Source organism: Nitrogeniibacter aestuarii, from assembly GCF_017309585.1.
GTDB lineage: Bacteria > Pseudomonadota > Gammaproteobacteria > Burkholderiales > Rhodocyclaceae > Nitrogeniibacter > Nitrogeniibacter aestuarii.
This window is the reverse complement of the sequence record NZ_CP071321.1, coordinates 1,776,362-1,795,813: the sequence shown is the minus strand read 5'-3', so window position 1 is coordinate 1,795,813 and position 19,452 is coordinate 1,776,362. Positions and strand designations below refer to the sequence as shown.

Annotated in this window: 16 protein-coding genes, 1 pseudogene and 1 riboswitch; of the genes and pseudogenes, 11 read left to right on the top strand and 6 right to left on the bottom strand. The window is 60.0% G+C overall.

All coding sequences use genetic code 11. The annotated features are described in order from the left end of the window. Nucleotides 1-169: 169 nt before the first annotated feature. Entirely contained in the window at nt 170-1,783 is a 1,614-nt protein-coding gene (locus tag J0W34_RS08345; protein WP_230971345.1) for a methyl-accepting chemotaxis protein, read from the bottom strand. A 466-nt stretch (nt 1,784-2,249) separates the two neighbouring features. On the opposite strand from J0W34_RS08345, the gene J0W34_RS08340 reads away from it, so the two are divergent. After that, complete coding sequence (locus tag J0W34_RS08340; protein ID WP_230971344.1) at nt 2,250-3,917, top strand: thiol-activated cytolysin family protein; 1,668 nt, start codon at nt 2,250-2,252, stop codon at nt 3,915-3,917. Between the two features lie 288 nt (nt 3,918-4,205). Here J0W34_RS08340 and J0W34_RS08335 read toward each other — a convergent pair whose 3' ends face one another. Next, nucleotides 4,206-5,207, bottom strand: coding sequence for a GlxA family transcriptional regulator (locus J0W34_RS08335; protein ID WP_230971343.1), 1,002 nt, complete (start codon nt 5,205-5,207; stop codon nt 4,206-4,208). Between the two features lie 209 nt (nt 5,208-5,416). Between J0W34_RS08335 and J0W34_RS08330 the strand changes: the two genes are divergently transcribed. Then, nucleotides 5,417-6,103, top strand: coding sequence for a M24 family metallopeptidase (locus tag J0W34_RS08330; RefSeq protein ID WP_230971342.1), 687 nt, complete (start codon nt 5,417-5,419; stop codon nt 6,101-6,103). A 317-nt stretch (nt 6,104-6,420) separates the two neighbouring features. Here the strand turns inward: J0W34_RS08330 and J0W34_RS08325 are convergent, their stop codons facing one another. Further along, nucleotides 6,421-7,230, bottom strand: coding sequence for a class I SAM-dependent methyltransferase (locus J0W34_RS08325; protein WP_230971341.1), 810 nt, complete (start codon nt 7,228-7,230; stop codon nt 6,421-6,423). Between the two features lie 256 nt (nt 7,231-7,486). Continuing rightward, on the bottom strand, nt 7,487-7,987 hold the full coding sequence (locus J0W34_RS08320) for a GNAT family N-acetyltransferase (protein WP_230971340.1): 501 nt from the start codon (nt 7,985-7,987) through the stop codon (nt 7,487-7,489). A gap of 102 nt (nt 7,988-8,089) precedes the next feature. Between J0W34_RS08320 and J0W34_RS08315 the strand changes: the two are divergent. Further along, nucleotides 8,090-8,307, top strand: a pseudogene (locus J0W34_RS08315) (IS110 family transposase); the annotation flags it as partial. Nucleotides 8,308-9,436: 1,129 nt separating this feature from the next. Here J0W34_RS08315 and J0W34_RS08310 read toward each other — a convergent pair. Further along, the gene (locus J0W34_RS08310; protein ID WP_230971339.1) at nt 9,437-9,844 is read right to left on the bottom strand and encodes a hypothetical protein; all 408 of its coding nucleotides are present in this window, start codon (nt 9,842-9,844) and stop codon (nt 9,437-9,439) included. An 805-nt stretch (nt 9,845-10,649) separates the two neighbouring features. Here J0W34_RS08310 and urtA point away from each other — a divergent pair. The 6 genes from urtA to J0W34_RS08280 all read left to right on the top strand — a co-directional run bounded on the left by urtA (nt 10,650) and on the right by J0W34_RS08280 (nt 17,104). Beyond that, nucleotides 10,650-11,909 (top strand): urea ABC transporter substrate-binding protein, encoded by a 1,260-nt coding sequence (gene urtA, locus J0W34_RS08305; RefSeq protein WP_230971338.1) that lies wholly within the window; start codon nt 10,650-10,652, stop codon nt 11,907-11,909. Between the two features lie 144 nt (nt 11,910-12,053). Further along, on the top strand, nt 12,054-13,655 hold the full coding sequence (gene urtB, locus J0W34_RS08300; protein ID WP_230971337.1) for an urea ABC transporter permease subunit UrtB: 1,602 nt from the start codon (nt 12,054-12,056) through the stop codon (nt 13,653-13,655). Between the two features lie 2 nt (nt 13,656-13,657). Then, nucleotides 13,658-14,830 carry an urea ABC transporter permease subunit UrtC gene (urtC, locus tag J0W34_RS08295; RefSeq protein ID WP_230971336.1) on the top strand — a complete coding sequence of 391 codons (1,173 nt, stop codon included), beginning with the start codon at nt 13,658-13,660 and terminating at the stop codon, nt 14,828-14,830. Next, on the top strand, nt 14,827-15,651 hold the full coding sequence (urtD, locus tag J0W34_RS08290; protein ID WP_230971335.1) for an urea ABC transporter ATP-binding protein UrtD: 825 nt from the start codon (nt 14,827-14,829) through the stop codon (nt 15,649-15,651). Before urtC ends, urtD begins: the two co-directional genes overlap by 4 nt. Before the next feature lie 21 nt (nt 15,652-15,672). Then, nucleotides 15,673-16,377 (top strand): urea ABC transporter ATP-binding subunit UrtE, encoded by a 705-nt coding sequence (gene urtE, locus J0W34_RS08285; RefSeq protein ID WP_230971334.1) that lies wholly within the window; start codon nt 15,673-15,675, stop codon nt 16,375-16,377. A 133-nt stretch (nt 16,378-16,510) separates the two neighbouring features. Further along, the gene (locus J0W34_RS08280) at nt 16,511-17,104 is read left to right on the top strand and encodes a PEP-CTERM sorting domain-containing protein (protein WP_230971333.1); all 594 of its coding nucleotides are present in this window, start codon (nt 16,511-16,513) and stop codon (nt 17,102-17,104) included. A gap of 93 nt (nt 17,105-17,197) precedes the next feature. Here J0W34_RS08280 and J0W34_RS08275 read toward each other — a convergent pair whose 3' ends face one another. Next, nucleotides 17,198-17,947, bottom strand: coding sequence for a MauE/DoxX family redox-associated membrane protein (locus tag J0W34_RS08275; RefSeq protein WP_227814995.1), 750 nt, complete (start codon nt 17,945-17,947; stop codon nt 17,198-17,200). Between the two features lie 404 nt (nt 17,948-18,351). Here J0W34_RS08275 and J0W34_RS08270 point away from each other — a divergent pair, with 404 nt between their 5' ends. Both J0W34_RS08270 and J0W34_RS08265 read left to right on the top strand, forming a co-directional pair. Continuing rightward, the gene (locus J0W34_RS08270; protein ID WP_230971332.1) at nt 18,352-18,813 is read left to right on the top strand and encodes a DUF3592 domain-containing protein; all 462 of its coding nucleotides are present in this window, start codon (nt 18,352-18,354) and stop codon (nt 18,811-18,813) included. A 15-nt stretch (nt 18,814-18,828) separates the two neighbouring features. After that, entirely contained in the window at nt 18,829-19,041 is a 213-nt protein-coding gene (locus tag J0W34_RS08265) for a hypothetical protein (protein ID WP_230971331.1), read from the top strand. A 48-nt stretch (nt 19,042-19,089) separates the two neighbouring features. Continuing rightward, nucleotides 19,090-19,290, top strand: a riboswitch (cobalamin riboswitch). The last annotated feature ends 162 nt before the right edge of the window (nt 19,291-19,452 follow it).

Genomic DNA, 19,452 nt, shown 5'->3' with positions numbered 1-19,452 from the left:
CAAGCACCGTGGCGTGACTGGGCTCGAGACAGCGTAGTCCACCTTCGGCATACGACACCGCCGACATGGGTAATATCGCCAACAGGCGTGTCATGGAGAGCAACTGAAACTTCATGGATGAATGCCCCAGCGAAAAACGTCTGCCGGGTCGTGCCGCAAACCGGCTGAATCAGGCCAGGCGGAACCGGCCGGCGACCTGCTCCAGCCGTCTCGACACCTCGTTGAGCCGATGAGCGCCGTCCGCTGTCGTGCGCACGGCGGCACTGTTTTCCTCGCTGGCAGAGGCAATCTGTTCGACCCGGCGGGCGATATCGGCGCTGGCCGTCGACTGTTCGGTGAGCGCATGGGTGATTTCATGCACCGAATGGATGACATCCGTCGTGCGCTTGGCGATTTCGTCGATGGAATGACGAACCTTCTGCGACAGGGTTTCGCCGTCACGCACCTGATCCACAGCCGCTTTCATGGCGGTCGACACTTCATCGACCACCGACTGGATTTCGCTGATGGTCTGCGTGATTTCCTGCGTGGACTGGCCGGTACGCTCGGCCAGTTTCCGCACCTCGTCGGCAACCACCGCAAAGCCCCGGCCCTGTTCGCCGGCACGCGCCGCTTCAATCGCGGCGTTCAGCGCCAGCAGATTGGTCTGCTCCGCCACTTCGTGGATCACTTTCACCACGGTCGACACTTCGTTGGAGAGCCGCCCGAGTTCCGCCACACGGCTGGCCGCCGCGTCCACCGAATTCGCAGTTCCCTTGTTACCCGCCAGCAACTGGTCGACCACGACACCACCCTGTCGGGACGCCTCTCCGGAACTGGACGAAGACGCACGAACTTCACCCGCCTGTTCCGACATGTGGGTGATCGACACCGACAACTCCTCGATGCTGGCAGCCATGGACGAGGCCGCTTCGGACTGGTCGTCCGTGGCTTGGGCGATCTGTCCGGTCGAGGTCGAGAACTCGCCACTCATGCAAGAAATCTGCTTGGCATCCTGCTGCAGTTGACTAACGATGGACCGCAGGTTGGACTGCATGGTCGCGCACGAATTCATCAACTGGGCAAACTCGTCCTTGCCCGTGACGTGCAACTCCCGGCTCAGATCTCCGGATGCGATCCGGTGGGTGATCTCGTTGGTATCGTCAAGCGAACGCGTGATCGTGCGCGTCACACGCAGCGTCAACACGGCGCTCAGAATCGCCGCGATCACGCCAATGATGATCACGTAAGTCAGGGTTTCGGACTTGGTCGCCGCAAACTGGCTTTCGATGTCCCGGGCTTCGTTCTCGGCGGCATGGACGAAGGTCTCAAGCACGGTTCCCATGCCTGCAATATGCTCGTTGATGTCTTTACTGGCCACGCGGACCGCTTCTTCCATCGGGCCGGAGTCTTCCAGCAGGGGCAATAGGCGCTTTTCAAGGACAGTCTCGATGGCGCCGATGTGCTCATTGACCTGCGCAATCTCCGCCCGCTGCTCGGGCGTGTCGGCTTCCGCTTCAAGTTGTTTGATGAGCCGCTTTGCATCCTCGGCAAGGGCGTCGAGTCTGGTGCGCGTCTTCTCTAGATCGTGATGAATGATGGCGTTGCCCACGATATGCGAGAAACGCTCGCCGATGGCTTCCCCGCGCACGGCGGTGTCCATCGCCTGAAGCCGACCCACCACATGATCATGCTCAGAGGCAAGGCGATTGAGCTCCACGACCACAGTGGCAAGCACGGCCGTGATGGCCAGAAGCCCCAGGCCAACAACGCCCATGAGACGCGAACGAACTGAGGTGAACATATGACTCTCCCACGTGCGCAGAGTGCGCGTTACGAGGTCCAGGTCGCGCGCAAACGCGACGCTCATCGACGGGCGCGATTGACCCCCGCATACACAGCGCCAGCAGCACATAGGGGCCTGCGGCGCTTGACGAGGGCAAACGTCATGAGCTTCGGCAGATATCCCTACAACTAGCGCAGTTATCGGATGCCATAGGCAAAACTTGAGAAAAATAGAAAAAACATCAAGTTATGACACGCGAGACAGCGGGAGCGAGCGGACTCCGGTGGCTGATCGACCATCAAAGCGCCTCACAGCAGACTTCGAAAAAGGCACCGCTCACCCGATTGCCATGCTGCCCTTACCGGACTCCGCATGACCGCGTATTGCGGCGAATGGCTTTCAAAAACACCTTGATGAGCTATACATCCGACATCAACCCGCATATGTTGGCGCTTGCCACTCCAACAAAAAAGAGAACAACGCCATGAAGAAGCACGGTCACCACCACGTGCCAGCGGTCATCGTTCTGATCTTGCTGGCCGGTTGCAGCGCCCAGCCTGAGGACACCTCGACCACCCCGGCCCCGCCGCCCCCGACCACGCTGACACTCAATGACATCGATCGCTACTTCCTGTCGCTGAAAAAATGGGCCGAGCTGTCTCCGGCGAAGCCGGATCACGCCGGCCAGCCCGTCGGAGATCCATCGAAAAGCACCGAAAACGGCTATGAGTGCGTGTCGCAGGACTACGACATCAGCAAGACGCCCGATGAACTGGTGATGTTCAGCGACAAGGACGCCGACGTCCTCTGGCCCGGCGCCCTGGTGCAAGGCCAGAAGTTTCTCGATGGCAAGTTCGAGGCCCTGCCCCTGGCCCAGCTCGCTCCGACACGCCTCACTGTCGACCTGTCGATTCCCGAACCCTACGTGGAAGTGCCGTCACCCACCAAGGCCAACATGCAGGCCGCCATCGGCACACTCGTCAAACGCGCCGAATCGACGCCGGTGCCGACGCAGGCGTCGTATCACGTGACCGAAGCCTTCTCTTCGCAGCAATCGCTCCTGGACATGAACCTGTCTGCGAAGTATCTCGGCCAGCAAGCCAAGGCAGCCCTGTCTTTCCAGTCCTCACAAGAAACCCACACGGTGTTTGCCTACTTCGTCCAGAAGATGTTCACCGTCTCGGTGCCGACCCCGCGCACCCCGAGCGAGTACTTCGCCCCCGGCGCCATCACCATGGACCATATCCAGGATCAGGCCGAACTGGGCCGCATCGGCCCCGACAACCCACCGCTGTACGTGTCGAGCGTCAGCTACGGGCGCATCCTGCTGTTCCGCATGACTTCCACCTCATCGCAAACAGACATGGAAGCGGCCATCAGCTACGCGTACGACGCGAAGGTGGCCCATGGCGACGCCAGCCTGGAGGCCAAGTACAAGACGATTCTCTCGTCGTCCGACATCAGCGTCGTTCCTTATGGCGGGCCGTGGGAGTCAGCGGCCCAACTCATTCGCAGCGCGAACCTGAAAGACTATTTCTCCGACAAGGTGCCCCCGCTGAGCACGGCACCGGCCATCAGCTACAAACTGAGCACCTTGATTGACGGCAGCGAGGCTCGCGTGGCCGAAGCCACCCGCTACACCCAAAAAACCTGCCAGAAGGTCGGCCCGAAGGCCGTCAAGAAGAACGACACCTTCACCCTGCAATACATCGGGGGTGGCGACAACCGCTACCTGTCGGTGGCCGACTGGCAGCAGGTGGGTCTGGCCGGCAAATACCCCTACCCCACCCTTCAGTCCGCACCGGTCACACTGCAGTTTCGAGGCGGTAGCGAAACACTGACATCGGGTGCAAACATCCGCTTTGCCACGCAGGAAACCACGGCCCAGAAAAGAGCCCTCCCCAAACCGGCCGAACTGGGACGCTGGAGTTCCAAACCCTTCGTTTTCTACGACAAACCGGATTCAAGCATCAAGCAGAACTGGATTTTCAAAAAGCTGGGCAAAGCCAAGCACGGAGATGCCATTCACTATGGCGATCGCATCTCGATCTACAGCCAGTACGCCAAGCAGTACCTGTGCAACGACGCCCAGAGCCACTTCCTGAGAACCAAGAACGCCCAATGCACCTGGCGGATCGGGCCGCCGAAATAAGCGCCCTGGGCACCGGGCACTGACCGTGGCTTTATTGAGCGAGTGGTACGGTGCGTTCAGGACGGCCGACGCGCTGTTCAAGAACAGTAGACCTGCGTGGGACATGCCATTTGCCAGACCGAAAAGCTGAATGACCAAGTTGTCGTCAGCACCGGAATGGCGAGCGACAGTGGCCATCGCTTCATATGCAGCCGCGCTGCAGCAGGCGCGAAATGGGGCTTTCGGTCACTGTCATGAAGCGACCTTGGCGTCGCGATTCCATCTTGATCGCCCGCCGACGTCATCATGTCACTCGTTGGAGTTGATCCCGGTACGTGGTCGCGTTGCATTCACTGACCCGAAACTCAGTCGGTATTGTTGCGGCGACACACCAAGGCGGCGGCGGAACACATCACGCATATGCTGCCCGTCACGAAATCCACATTCCGCTGCAATGGTCTTGAGCGGCCTCCTGTCGCGCTCCAATCGCTTGCGTGCCGCGTCCATGCGTGCTCGCTCGACAAACTCCGCTGGCGTCATCTTGGCTTCCCGGGAGAACACGCGGGCAAAGTTACGCGGGCTCATTCGAGCCACACGTGCCAGCGTCTGCACGCCAAGATCGCCGTCGAGACATGCAAGGACATGCTGCTGCACCAAGGCTATTGGCGAATCATGGTCGATGAACGGCATCAGGTGCGGACTGAACTGCGATTGACCTCCAGATCGTTGGACAAAGACAACGAGCCGTTTAGCGACATTGAGCGCGATGTCCTGGCCGTGATCGAGGGCAAGCAGATAAAGCGCAAGATCGATACCGGAGGTGACGCCCGCCGACGTATAGAGCTTGTCGTCGCATACGTAGAGCCGATCCGCCTGAACATTGGCGTCGGGACAGAGCTCCGACAATGCCGGAGCATCGTTCCAGTGGGTGGTGACATTCCGGCCCGCCAATAGACCCGCTCTGGCAAGAACGAATGCGCCGTTGCAAATCGAACCGAAGCGCCGCGCCCGGTCGGATGCCAGGCGCAGCCACTGCGCAAAGTCATCGGAAAACTTCTGATCCGGCACAGATGGTCCGCCTGCCACAAGTAGCAGATCGAACGCATCGCAAGCATCGGCGTAGTAACGGTGTGGCTGAAGCAAGACACCGTTCGAGCATCTGATCGGACCGGGCTCGATCCCGATCACAGTCAGGCAATACTGATCGCTCGCACAAGTGAATCGGTTGGCTTCCGCAAAAACGTCCAGTGGTCCAGAGATATCCAGTGCTTGCGCACCCTGCGGACAGACGATGCCGATGTGACGCGTCATTGCGAACAACCTACCTGGTCAAAGTCACTATTCAAGCATGTTAGAGCGAGTTGCTCGCACACCATGGCCGCCCGGAAAAGTGTTGGCACGAATCACTCGCAGATTGTCCCGAATCCAAGCCACACGCCGCTGGGCATGTCCCGTTTGCGCCGCAACAATAAGAACACGCTCATCCGGAGCGCACCCCACTCCTCAGTAAGGAAATATCAATGATCACCCCTACGACGCACGCTGCCGAACGTGTCGGTCCGGCATTCTCGAACGACGGCATGCTGCGGGCCCGCCAGAAAACCCGACAGGCCATTTGCGATATCGCGACCCGTGTCACTCCCGGCATGGTGGAAGAAGACGCGGTCACCATGGCGAAGCAGATACTGGTCGACAGCGGTATGGCCTTGAGCTGGCATCCAACCCGTGTTCGCTTTGGCCGGAATACGATCAAGCCGATGAAGATGGCCTCGGAACCTGGCGTTGTACTGCAGGAAAACGACATCTTCTTCATTGATATCGCACCCCGCCTCAACGCATGGGAAGGCGATGGTGGCGCGAGTTTCGTTGTCGGTGAGCATGCTGACCATGCGCGGTGTGCGTCAGATGCAGAACGTCTTTTTCACGACGTTCGAAACATATGGTCAACCCGGCATTTAACCGGCGAAGCCTTGTACGCGTATGCGGAGGGCGCCGCCCGCAAGATGGGCTGGGAGCTCAATTTCGACCTCCCGGGGCATCGTGTGTCGGATTTTCCCCACGCAGCGATCCACAAGGGGTCGTTGGCGGACCTGGACGTCACACCATCAGCAATGCGCTGGATTCTGGAGATCCATCTGCGTGACCCGGAGCGACGCTTTGGTGCGTTCTACGAGGACATGCTGCTCGATGACGAGCACTACCGTTGACGTCGCATCTTTCCGGCTCATGAAACCCGGGGCAATTCGCCAATCCGAATCGCCCCTGGCTTCCTGGACGGATTGCTTGCTCGCTGGTCCGCACAATGGTGGGATGCGGCGGATCAAACTGACGGGAACTCGTACCGACAACAATGCCGGCAGCTCGCCGGCCGCTCAGAGCGTGTGGCGCATTCCTGGGAGCTACCATGACGTCATGGGCCAAAGCAGGCCCACCCAAGAGCCCGGATATGCGCCTGCATGCGCTTTATCCGATTCGGCTACACCGTTGATCCGGCTCGATTTTTTTGGAAATACATACGCATTCTTCAGGCAACTCTTGTCCCGACAATACTGTAAACGATCGGTATATCGTTCCCTTTGTGGCTCAAATAGAACCGGCCAGGTTCCGGCTCCTCCATACCCTCGAAACAATCGTATGGGCTGAAAGGATATTCGTTGAACCGTTCAACCCTGATTCCGACACGCACCAACGCATTGATTACGCTAGAAATCGGGTGCGACCAAGTGGCCAACTCGGCAACTGCTTTCGCCCCATTCTCGGTGTACGTGCCCTCCTCATCGATGTCGGGAACTGAACGAGTAAAGTACGGAAAGCCCGTTAACAAGTCGTGGATTGGGTGGAATTCCACGATGTAGAACCGGCCACCAATGGCCAAATTTGCCGCAACAACCTCCGCCCAACGCGTCAAGTCGGGAAGCCAGCAGAGTGCCCCATAGGAGGTGAACACAATATCGAAGGGTTCGTTTTCCGAGCCGGCTAAGCCATAGACATCGGAACACACGAACCGCGCTGATAAATCAGCTTTCCGTGCCAATTCCTGCGCCTTTTGAATTGCCACTGGTGATATGTCGACGCCAGTGCATATAGCACCTTGCCGAGCCCACGAGAGCGTATCCAGCCCGAAATGGCATTGCAGATGTAACAGCTTCTTGCCGCGGACATCTTCCATTTCCGACAACTCAGTCTCTCGAAGTGATGAATTGCCGGCCAAAAATCCATCCACGTCATAGAACCTGGACTCAAAATGAACCGCAGTCCGGCGATCCCAACCAACGCGATTCATTTCGAAGTAATCGGCTTCAGATTTTTTCATTTCAAAGTAACGATAACTCACTACCAGTGGGGCGCAAAAACCCGGTCAAAGCCTTTGTTTTTGTGCCTCTTCTCAACGGTATTAATCCTCGCGGCGTGACGCCAATCGGGTCCCGGGTAGAGTACAGAACTTGACCGACTTGCCACGACAATTCAGCGGAGTGGCGATGAATGGGCGTCGGGATGAAAAACGTCTCGCCAAGGGATAAGCGAAACGCGCAGCATATTGGCTGTTCCACCGAGGCCACGCCGTGGCATGAGCGTACTTGAGCAATGTGTTATGCCGCATCAGTACATGTCGAAAGCACTCGATACATGACCTTTGCTCCTGAGCCATAGCCTGGACAGGCACCTACTTTCGAGTCTTCGACAAAGCCCATCTTCTGCCAAAAGGCGACAGATTCCCGAAGAGAGACCAGCCTGATTTCAGCAAACTTCATGAGCCTTGCTGCGTTGACAAGGTGTGCCACTAATTTCGAGCCAACCCCAAGCCCAGCGACCGTATTCGATACAGCCAAATCGTGTAATAACAAAATGGACCCATGGATATTTTCAGGTAGCAGCGTGTGCAACTTCGGAGGCACCTGGTGATTCCATGAGTGAGCGATCAGGTAGGCATCTACTACCTTATCCTTTGCATGAACAAAGTTGGCGGCCGGCAAATTCCGCCATTTACACTTCAAGACTTCCAGCGCCTCAGGCCCGAGTTTTTCGTAGGCCCCGGCCTGTACCTTGAGAATGCCTTCCCAGTCGGATTCCTCGATTAATTTGACGGACATAATTCATCCTAGGCGATGTAGCAAAACGAATGAAAGGGACTTCCCTGTCCCGGTTGTGCGGGCAAAGCTGCGCTCGGCATCAGGTGCCATGACGGGAATCGCGGTGCGCATCACTGGGCATGGCAGTTCGAGAAGCCCGATCATACCGTGCGATTGATGACCCCCAGGTTTGTCGCCCATTATCGGCTCAGCGGCCGGCGCGGCAAGAATGACCCGGCTGATGCGGCGGCCATCTGCGACGCGGTACGACGCCCCAAATTCGCGTCGCCCCGGTGAAGAACGCACAGCAGCAGAGCGTACCAACCCTGCGCTGCACGCGCTTTTTTGGCCATCGATGCCCAACATGACCGGTTGTGGTCACGCAGTTCATCAGCTTCAACCAAACCCGTGTCGATTCGAAAACGGAGAATCACACGATTTGAACCGTTGCTTGATATTCGGGGGGAAGTGCATGCAGTTGAAGCTCACCAGCCGCTTGAGAGGGTCCTTTGCAACGCCGGGTCAGGCGCTGTGAAATACCTATGAGAGATATTAAGCCGAATTCAGGTTCGTCCGGGTCTTGGGTGAGTCCGAACTTCATTCGAAGTCCGGGAACCAGAAGCGTCCGCCGAAAAGATGGTGGGGCACGACAAAACTAGAAGAACCTCTCGGCAACGAAGAGCGCAACGCCGACAAGTGCACAGAGCGCAGGTACGGCGAAAACGGCTAACTCAATGGACCGCAGTTTTGAGACGTTCTTCCGAACCAGCAAACAGGATGCACCGTTGAGGGCAGCGGCGAGAAGTGGCACAACCACGAGAGTGGCCATGACGCCAAACATGTTTCCCATACACCCAACACCTTGACACGGGTTAGTTACGCCCACTACCTCGATGAATACGAGCGCAGCAGGAAACACGATGTACGAAAGAAGTCGCAGGGTCTTCGAGATACTCTGGCGATCCATACGATGCGGCCTAACGTGAAGGCGCGGGGCAACGGGCCGGTTTTGCCGGCACGGCGTCCCAGCGACAAAGCCGCGCCTCGGCCGGAGCGTTACACAGCATGGTCGTCTCCACGAAACCACGCGCGGGATTGTCCTAGCAGCAACAGCACGCCAGACGCCAAGAAACAGAGACCATTTGCCCCTTGAATCCACGCTGTAAGCGTCCCGACAGTCGCAATTACCGTTGATAAATATCCTGGGACTGAAAGGGCGATCAGAATCAAGAACAGATTTCGCGCCCACTTCTTTCGGCGGGCAATGAAGACAAGGATCAACACAAAGAGCCCGGTTGGAACAACGATTTGCGCGAAGCCCACAAGAAAGCCAACGCGCTCATGAAGTGGCTGCCAAAAACGGACAGTATTAATGAGTCCAACGAGTAGACCTATGGTAGCGGCCCAGAGTGCGAACTTGACTGGCCGAGGTAGAGGGTAAGAGGAACTCATGCTGTCTAAGGAATTGAACTAACCGGCGCGCTTTAGCGCGTCCGAGTTGAGTTCTTTGTTGGCAGACAAACGCACCCGATAGGAGGAGGTTGGCGCCTGATGGATTAGCGCTTGTTCAAACTCCTCGATAGTGGTGCACTCAACAACATTAAAAGGCGCGCCAACACCCTCGCCGGCATCCCAAACGCGGACTACGTGGCCTAAGCGATGAAGTTCAGTAACGCATCTGTAGAGGCAGGAGCCAATCAGACGCACTTGCCGTTGGCACATCTCATCAACCTCGACAAACAACTCTTCGGACGTATCCGTCTCGCCATCGGAAACCAGATAAACACAAGGGCCGTCGAGTAGCGCAATTTCTGCAGCCACTTTGAAGAGATAAGGTTGGGCCTCATCGACTGGAACCAAGTTGAATGCGGTGCGCACTCGTTCTCCGAGCTCCTGACCAGAGGTTGTTACGAACTGGCTCATGACTGCCAACGATTTACATGAGGGGCGCTTCGCGAAGCGCTGCGTCCGAGCCCGAAGGGCGACTTGCTGTGATTGTCAGGGTGTTTGATGCCTACCATAGAACACGAGCACCCTGCGAGTTGGGTGGCGCTGGGGCGGACGCTTGGTCAGCGATTTTCCAGCCACACACGAGAGCCATAGGAATAGCCAAAAGCCATACAGCGCCGCCAACAAAGCGGTAACCAAGAACCGTTACGACACAGCCGACCAGCCCCCAAACGAAAAGATATTGAGCCTTTGAACGTCTCTGAGCGTTCGCGACGCCGAGGTGCCGTTCCGGCTCTCGTGGCGACATAGGCGGTAAATGATCCGGTGGGTAAAACGGCATATTGAAACCTTAACCATTAGTAACACCAAATGGTGTGACAAATGGGATATACGACAGGCGTAAATCCAGCAGCAATTCGCCTGAAACCCGCGCCATCGCTCATTTCCTCGTTTTTTTATACGGACATGTGTCCAATCACATCCCTGGGGCCTGCTCGCGCCGCAAGGGATCGAACCATGGTCGCACGACACCGCCCCATCATATGCGATCCGGATTTGAGGCAAAAGCACTGCGCCGGCTCATGCACTCAGTTTCGCGCCCCACCCTGCGCACACCTACGCCACATTGCGTATTCCTCGTTTGTGCACCGCTCCCTAAGCTGCAGGCCATGTACTGCATTCGCCTGTCTTCGGCCAGGCATCCGACTTGAGTTCAATAAAGGGAGTCGCTTCCATGAAGAACCGCCGTAGTTTCATCAAGGCCCTGACGCTGTCTGCTTCGATTGCTGCCATCGGGTCCGTGTCCACGTTTGCCCAGGCCGCCGACACCATCAAGGTGGGTATCCTGCATTCGCTGTCCGGCACCATGGCCATTTCCGAAACGGCGCTGAAGAACACGGCGCTGATGACCATTGAAGAGATCAATGCCAACGGCGGCGTGATGGGCAAGATGCTCGAGCCGGTGGTGGTGGATCCGGCCTCTGACTGGCCGCTGTTTGCCGAAAAGGCCCGCCAGCTGATCAGCCAGGACAAGGTGTCGGTGGTGTTCGGTTGCTGGACGTCGGTGTCGCGCAAGTCGGTGCTGCCGGTGTTCAAGGAGCTCAACAGCCTGCTGTTCTACCCGGTGCAGTACGAGGGTGAAGAGCTCGAGAAGAACGTGTTCTACACAGGCGCAGCGCCCAACCAGCAGGCCATTCCGGCGGTGGAATACCTGATGAGCAAGGACGGTGGCGAGGCCAAGCGCTTCGTGCTGCTGGGTACCGACTATGTGTACCCGCGCACCACCAACAAGATCCTGCGCGCCTTCCTGCATTCCAAAGGCGTTGCGGATGCGGACATCATGGAGGAATACACCCCCTTCGGTCACTCCGATTACCAGACCATCATCGCCAAGATCAAGAAGTTCGCTGCCGAGGGCAAGAAGACCGCCGTGGTCTCGACCATCAACGGTGACTCCAACGTGCCCTTCTACAAGGAACTGGGCAACGCCGGCCTGAAGGCGACCGATGTGCCGGTGGTGGCCTTCTCGGTGGGTGAAGAGGAACTGCGCGGGGTGGATGCCAAGCCCCTGGCCGGCCACCTGGCCGCCTGGAACTACTTCATGAGCGTGAAGAACCCGACCAATGCGGCCTTCATCAAGAAGTACCAGACCTGGGCCAAGGCCAACGGTGTGCCGAACGCCGACACCGTGGTCACCAACGACCCGATGGAAGCCACCTACGTGGGCATCCACATGTGGAAGCAGGCGGTCGAACAGGCCGGCACCACCGACGTGGATAAGGTGATTGCAGCCATGGGCGGCCAGACCTTCAAGGCGCCGAGCGGCTTCACCCTGACCATGGACAAGACCAACCATCACCTGCACAAGCCGGTGCTGATCGGCGAAGTGCGCCCGGACGGCCAGTTCTCCACCGTGTGGAAAACCAAGGAGCCGATCCGCGCCCAGCCGTGGAGCCCGTACATCGAGGGTAACGAGTCCAAGCAGGGCATGTAAGCCCCGAGGCGTTCGGCCCGGACATCCTGAGCTGAACGCCTGACGTATCACCCCACTGCATGGTCAGCCGGGTCGGTCCGCGACCGACCCGGTTTTTTATCGCCCGCAGTTTTGCCCCATCCCCGCAACACCGGACACGACATCATGATGCGAACGCTCATCACATTCGTCCTGGCCCTGTTCGCCCTCCTCGCCCATGCAGCCCCCTCTGACGAGGTGTTTGCGAAGCTGGCGGAAGACGATTCAGACAGCCGGATCGAGGCGATCACCGCGCTGGCCGCCGACGGCAGCGAAGAGAGCCTCAAACTGCTCGACGCGCTCGCCAACGATGCGCTGGCCATCACGGCCGAGGGGCAACTGGTGATCCTCGGCGACACCGAGGCGCGCGACGCGAAAACCGGCGCCCTGCTCGACCGGTATCCGGAATACGCCGACGCCATCTACCTGAACAACCGCGTGCGTGGTGCCCTGCAAGGCGCCATGGCCGCCAGCCGCGTCAAGTCGCCCGACCGCGCGGTGCGCCTCGCCGCCGCCAACCAGCTGCGCGAGGACGCCAACGAAGCCATGCTGCCGATGCTCGAGTCGGCGCTGGACACGGAGCAGGACAAGGCGGTGCGTGCCGCCCTCATTCTTGCGACCGCCAAGATCAATATCGCTGCAGACGACAGCGGCCGACGCCGCAAGGCCGCCGAAAACCTGGGCGAATCGGCCGACGCCTCGGTCAAGTTCATGCTGGGCGACCTGCTCAAACAGAACGAGGACGGCAGCTTTGCCGAACCCGACGAGGCGGTGCGTGCCGCCGCCAAGGCCTCCATCGAGCAGATCGACCGACGCCTGGCCATGGCTGATGTGGCCAACACCATCTTCAGTGGCATTTCGCTGGGTTCCATCCTCATGCTCGCGGCCCTGGGGCTGGCCATCACCTACGGCGTGATGGGCGTGATCAACATGGCCCATGGCGAACTGCTCATGGTGGGTGCTTACGCCACCTTCGTGGTGCAAAGCCTGTTCCGCAGCTACCTGCCCGAATACGCCGACCTGTACGTGCTGGCCGCCGTGCCGGCCGCCTTCTTCATCGCCGCCATCGTCGGCATGATCATGGAGCGCACGGTCATCCGCTGGCTGTATGGCCGCACGCTCGAAACCCTGCTGGCCACCTGGGGCCTGTCGCTGATTCTCATCCAGGGCGCGCGCGTGATCTTCGGCCCGCAGAACCAGGAGGTGGCCAACCCCTCGTGGATGAGTGGCGGCGTCGAGGTGTTCGCCAACGTGGTGCTGCCATGGAACCGCATCGTCATCATCGCCTTCGCCGGCTTCGTGCTGTTGCTGGTGTGGCTGATGATGCAGAAGACCCGCCTGGGCATGTTCGTGCGCGCCGTCACCCAGAACCGCGCCATGGCCGGTTGCGTGGGCGTGCCCACCGCGCGCATCGACACCCTGGCCTTCGGCATCGGCGCCGGCATTGCCGGCCTGGGCGGCTGCGCCCTGTCGCAGGTGGCCAACGTGGGCCCGGCCATGGGCCAGGGCTACATCGTCGATTCCTTCATGGTGGTCGTGCTCGGCGGCGTGGGCCAGTTGGCCGGTGCCGTGACGGCCGCCATGGGCCTGGGTCTGATGACCAAGTTCCTCGAAGGCTGGTCGGGCGCCGTGGTCGCCAAGATCCTGGTGCTGGTCTTCATCATCGTCTTCATCCAGAAGCGCCCCCAAGGTCTGTTCGCGGTCAAAGGCCGCTTCGTGGAGGATTAATCGTGAGAACACCTTTGACTGTCCGCCTGTTTCAGGCCACACCGCGCCGTGGCTGGATCGCCATTGCCCTGTTCGCCCTGATCGCCTGGGTGGGCGTGCCCGCCGCCCATCTGCTGTTGCCCGAGGGCAGCGCGCTGCATGTGTCGGCCTATACGGTCACCCTGCTGGGCAAGATCCTCTGCTACGCCGTGGTCGCCGTGGCCATGGACCTGATCTGGGGCTACGCCGGCATCCTGTCACTCGGCCACGGGCTGTTCTTCGCGCTGGGCGGCTACGCCTTCGGCATGTACCTGATGCGCGAGATCGGCACCGACGGCAGCTACGGCTCGATGCTGCCCGACTTCATGGTCTTTCTGGACTGGAAGGAGCTGCCCTGGTTCTGGGTGGGCACCGACAGCTTCCTGTGGTCGATGATCCTGGTCGTCGCCGTGCCGGGCCTGATCGCCTACATCTTTGGCTGGTTCGCCTTCCGCTCGCGCATCAAGGGGGTGTACTTCTCGATCATCACCCAGGCGCTCACCTACGCGGCGATGCTGATGTTCTTCCGCAACGAGACCGGCTTCGGCGGCAACAACGGTTTTACCGACTTCAAGCGCATCCTCGGCTACGACATCACCACGTCCGAAATGCGGCTGGTGCTGTTCGGGCTGTCGGCGGCGCTGCTGATCGCCGTGCTGGTGCTGGGCCGCTACATCGTCACCTCGAAATTCGGCCGGGTGCTGGCGGCGATTCGCGATTCGGAATCCCGCGTGCGCTTCATCGGTTACGAGCCGACCCAGTACAAGCTGGCCATCTGGACGCTTTCGGCCGTGCTGTGCGCCCTGGCCGGTGCGCTGTACGTGCCGCAGGTGGGCATCATCAACCCGAGCGAGATGAGCCCGGCCAACTCCATCGAGATCGCCGTGTGGGTGGCCGTGGGCGGTCGCGGCACGCTGATCGGCGCGGTCATCGGCGCCTTCATCGTCAATCTGGCCAAGAGCTTCTTCACCGTCACCTTCCCGGACTACTGGCTGTTCTTCCTGGGCTTCCTGTTCGTGGCGGTCACCCTGTTCATGCCGCACGGCGTCGTCGGCCTGTGGAAGCAGTTCTTCCAACGCGACACGCCCCAGACCGAGGATGACCTCGGCGCCCCTGACACCACCCGCGCCGACACTGCCAAAGGAGCCACCGCATGAGCCCCGCATTGCATGACAACCAGGCCGTTTCGGGCAACGCCAGCGGCGGCCACGTGGTCCAGCCGGGCGAGCTGGATCTGTCCCACAAGGTCATCCTGTATCTGGAAGGCATCTCGGTCAGCTTCGATGGTTTCAAGGCCATCAACAACCTGAACCTGTCCATCGACGCGGGCGAGTTGCGCGCCATCATCGGCCCCAACGGTGCGGGCAAGACCACGATGATGGACATCATCACCGGTAAGACCAAGCCGGACGAGGGTAAGGCGTTTTTCGGCCAGACCATTGACCTGACCCGCATGAACGAGCCGCAGATCGCCCATGCGGGCATCGGCCGCAAATTCCAGAAGCCGACCGTGTTCGAGAACCACAGCGTGTTCGAGAACCTGGAACTGGCCATGAAGATGAACAAGGGCGTGTTCAAGAGCCTGTTCTTCCAGCTCGCCGACGACGAACGCGACCGGGTGGCCGACGTGTTGAAGCGCATTCGCCTGGCGGGCGAGGCCGACCGGCAGGCCGGCCTGCTCTCCCACGGCCAGAAGCAGTGGCTGGAGATCGGCATGCTGCTCATGCAGGAGCCCAGACTGCTGCTGCTCGACGAGCCCGTCGCCGGCATGACCGACGAGGAAACCGAACGCACCGCCGAGCTCTTCGTGAGCCTGGCCGGCAAGCATTCGCTGATGGTGGTGGAGCACGACATGGCCTTCGTCGAGGCGCTCGGCGGCAAGGTGACCGTGCTGCATGAAGGCTCGGTGCTGGCCGAAGGCGATCTGGACGAAGTGCAGAACGACCCGCGTGTGATCGAAGTGTATCTGGGCCGCTGAGCCCGCCAAGGAATGACCCCAATGCTGAAAGTCAACAACCTCAACCAGTACTACGGCGGCAGTCACATCCTGCGCAACCTGAGCTTCGACGTACCCATGGGCAAGGTCACGACCCTGCTCGGGCGTAACGGCGTGGGCAAGACCACGTTGCTCAAGACGCTGATGGGCCTGGTCCCGAGCAAGACCGGCTCGATCACCTTCGAGGTCGATGGCAAGACGCACGACATCACCAAGGCGCCCTCCTACGGCCGGGTCAAAGCCGGGATCGGTTTCGTCCCGCAAGGTCGCGAGATCTTCCCGCGCCTGACCGTGGAAGAGAACCTGCAGATGGGCCTGGCCACCTGCCCCGCCTCCGCCAAACTGCCGGATCGCATCTTCGAGATGTTCCCGGTGCTGCTCAAGATGATGCGCCGTCGCGGCGGCGATCTCTCCGGCGGCCAGCAACAGCAGCTGGCCATCGGCCGCGCCCTGGCCATGGGCCCGCGCCTGCTGATCCTGGACGAGCCCACCGAAGGCATCCAGCCCTCGATCATCAAGGACATCGAGCGCGCCATCCGCACCCTGGCCGAAACCGGCGAGATGGCGATTTTGCTGGTCGAGCAGTACTACGACTTTGCCGAATCGCTGGCGGATCACTACCTGCTCATGGAGCGCGGCGAGATCATCATGCGCGGCCGTGGTGACGAAATGCAGGCGCATGGGGTGAAAGACGCGCTGTCGGTGTGAGTGCTCGGGATCACGGCGGAGATGGTCGCTTACAAAATAAAAACGCGCTTCCAGCGCAAAGGCGCGAACACCCCTGTTGCATATTCCATGCGAATGAATATGCTTCTCGCTTTACCCTCCGCCGGAGCCTCCGATGCGCCTCGCCCTTCTCGCCGCCACCTCCCTGTTCAGCCTGTCCGCGCATGCAGTTGTCGTCACCAATGTCATCTTCGACCCCTGGCCAATCACTGAGGACATCGTCACGTTTGAGTCCGTGACAGCCCCTTCATCCGTCAATGGCCTCGACGCCATCACCGATGGCGTCAAGCCGGACCCGGGGAGCAGTTGGCAAAGCCAGACGTGGTGGACCGACAGTTCGGCCGAGATCCACTTCACGCTCCCCGGCCTTTACCAGCTCGGCAACATCGGTCTTTTTCACGACAGCAACGACGACTATGCCCTCTATGCCAGCGCCGATGGTCAAGCCTGGGATCTGTTGGCCAGCTTCCCCGCGAGTAATGCGGCCAACGATGGCATGGTGTCGGGCTACACCTTCCCACTCTTCAATGCGCCGGCCTATCGCGAACTCAGATTGACCGCTTCGGGCGGCGATGGTCAGTACGGTATTGGCGAGATCGCCGTGACTGGTGTCTCGGCGGTCCCCGAAGCCAGCAGCGTTGCAATGATGCTCACCGGCCTCGGGCTGCTCGGCGCCGTGGCCAGAAAGAAACAATACCCAAAGCAATAGCGCGGGCCTTGCGCGCGTCGGCGCGTCTGAGCATCGGCATCACGTAAAAAAAGCGCCCGAGTGGGCGCTTTTTTCTGCGTTGGCCATCCGTATTCAAATGAGCCCACCGAACAGCATCCACAGACCCATTCCCAGCATCGCCAGGTTTTCGCTCAGGGACACGGCGCCGAGCGGCACGTTGCTGTCGCCACCCACGCAGGCGCACTTGAGTTCCCGCTTCTCGATGTACACCGCCCGGTAGACCGAGTACGCCCCCTCGCCCCCGATGAAGATGGCGGTCAGAGCGACCGGGACCATCAACACGCCCATGGTCGGCCAAGCCAGCATGCCGATCGCCACTGCGGCCTCCGCAAATGGGTAGACATAGGCGTATGGCACCCAGCGGCGCGCCAACTGGTCGTAGCCGAGAAACTGGTTGGAAAACGACTCCAGATCGCGCAGTTTCAGCACTGACAGAATCAGCATCGACAAGGCCACGAACTGCACGATCCACATGATCGGGAAAAAGCCGCTTGCATGCCCGAACTGCAAGGCCATGGCGCCCAGGGCGGCAGTGGCAAACACGGCGATGACCGGGGTGTAAGTCGTACCGTCATCACGTTTCGTGGTCAGGCCGAAGCGCTCTCGAAGAGCGTCGTATCCACCCACCCGCTCGCCGCGGATGAAGGTCTGAGGTGTCGTCTTGACATCGTGCTCCGCCTTGAAGGCCTCGGTCTCGTCGCGAGATGTCAGCAGGTGGTCTTCAACCTCGAAGCCTTCGCGTTCAAGCAAGGCCTTGGATTTGAGGCCGAACGGGCACAGGTGCTCGTCGGTCGCCATTCGATAGAGGACAGCGGTGGTCATGAAAGCCTCCTTCATGCATGCGATGCCGCGCGGGCCCGTCTTGCCGTGAGCCACTGGTGGCGCCGCATTACTTGATTGGTTCACAAACATGATGACAAGAGGCGCCCTGCCTGGCTGTAGGAAAAGCCCGTCAGAGGTTGTCGGAATGCTCGGTCGATTCGGGGTGGGCACGAGCATGGCGCCCTCTATATGCGCCCGGACGCCCCTGAGAAAGTGCGGCTTCGTCCGATCCCGAGCAGGTTGGCGGATGAGCTTCCGTCTGCCAGGGCGCGGCACAAATCAATGCATCGCCCGCGTCGCGTCTCGCCGCCGATTGTGACCAGGCGTGTCGCCATCGCAGCAACATATAAGGACAATGGCATAATTCGACCCCTGTTACAGCCACCCTTCACGGAGCCGGAAAGATGCAAGTCATCAAGATCGTCAAATTCGTATTCACTCTGGTCGGCGCTCTGGTGCTGGCGCTCAGCGCGTACCTGTATCAGGACACGCGCATCTTTGTCAGTGAGGGCGAACACGGCACCGGCACGGTGATCGATCTGCTGCGGTCGGGCGAAGGCACCTATGCCCCACGGGTGAGATTCGAAACACCCGAGGAGCGCGTGGTCGAGTTCACCTCCAGCACCAGTGCCAACCCGCCTGCCTACGAGGTCGGCGAGGAGGTCGACGTCATCTACCCGGCGGATCGCCCGGTAGATGCGCGAATCAGCGGATTCATGACCCTGTGGGGAGGCGCACTCATCACCGGCATTCTCGGTGCTGTATTCTTCCTCATCGGCGGCGGCATGATCGTTTACGGCCTGCTCCGGAACAATCGCAAGGCGTGGCTGGAAAAGCACGGGGTCGCGGTGAAGGCACGTTTCTAGCAAGTCGAACGCAACATGGCGCTGGAGGCTAACGGCCGTCATCCGTTCAGGATCAGCGCCCAGTGGAAAGACCCCGCCACCCAGCGGATTCACATTTTCCTGAGCGAGAACCTGTGGTTCGATCCCAGCGAATATCTGGCCGGTCACGAGACGGTCACGGTGCTTGTCAACCGCGACGACCCGCGCAAACATCACATGGATATCTCCTTCCTGCCGAGCATGGCCTGAACGCGTTGCACACAAGACACCGCTTGCCATTCTCCAGCCAACTGGCATAATGGCGCCTCGCTTTCAGGTGCTTGGCATAAGTTCTGCCGAGTGAAACGGGAAGTCGGTGAAAGTCCGACACTGCCCCCGCAACGGTAAGCGAGTGAAAGCTTCGCGATAAGCCACTGTGCCCATGGCATGGGAAGGCGCGAAGCCCGAGCATCTGCTCCACTCGCAAGTCCGGAGACCGGCCTGACAGCATCGGTGCGACATTGCGGCGGGCAATGCGAGCAGGCGACCGGCACTCCTTTCCGGCTTCCGCCCGCCCGTATTCCATAAGCATGTCGTGATTTTGAACTGTGCGTGCGGGTGAGCACGCGGAGTACGCCATGCCGTCAATCCGCCCGGTCGCCTTTCGCGACCTGCAACGCT

Coding starts and splice junctions, on each gene's coding strand:
- J0W34_RS08345 (WP_230971345.1), bottom strand. CDS start 1,783: ATGTTCACCTCAGTTCGTTCGCGTCTCATGGGCGTTGTTGGCCTGGGG.
- J0W34_RS08340 (WP_230971344.1), top strand. CDS start 2,250: ATGAAGAAGCACGGTCACCACCACGTGCCAGCGGTCATCGTTCTGATC.
- J0W34_RS08335 (WP_230971343.1), bottom strand. CDS start 5,207: ATGACGCGTCACATCGGCATCGTCTGTCCGCAGGGTGCGCAAGCACTG.
- J0W34_RS08330 (WP_230971342.1), top strand. CDS start 5,417: ATGATCACCCCTACGACGCACGCTGCCGAACGTGTCGGTCCGGCATTC.
- J0W34_RS08320 (WP_230971340.1), bottom strand. CDS start 7,987: ATGTCCGTCAAATTAATCGAGGAATCCGACTGGGAAGGCATTCTCAAG.
- urtA (WP_230971338.1), top strand. CDS start 10,650: ATGAAGAACCGCCGTAGTTTCATCAAGGCCCTGACGCTGTCTGCTTCG.
- urtB (WP_230971337.1), top strand. CDS start 12,054: ATGATGCGAACGCTCATCACATTCGTCCTGGCCCTGTTCGCCCTCCTC.
- urtD (WP_230971335.1), top strand. CDS start 14,827: ATGAGCCCCGCATTGCATGACAACCAGGCCGTTTCGGGCAACGCCAGC.
- urtE (WP_230971334.1), top strand. CDS start 15,673: ATGCTGAAAGTCAACAACCTCAACCAGTACTACGGCGGCAGTCACATC.
- J0W34_RS08280 (WP_230971333.1), top strand. CDS start 16,511: ATGCGCCTCGCCCTTCTCGCCGCCACCTCCCTGTTCAGCCTGTCCGCG.
- J0W34_RS08275 (WP_227814995.1), bottom strand. CDS start 17,947: ATGACCACCGCTGTCCTCTATCGAATGGCGACCGACGAGCACCTGTGC.
- J0W34_RS08270 (WP_230971332.1), top strand. CDS start 18,352: ATGCAAGTCATCAAGATCGTCAAATTCGTATTCACTCTGGTCGGCGCT.
- J0W34_RS08265 (WP_230971331.1), top strand. CDS start 18,829: ATGGCGCTGGAGGCTAACGGCCGTCATCCGTTCAGGATCAGCGCCCAG.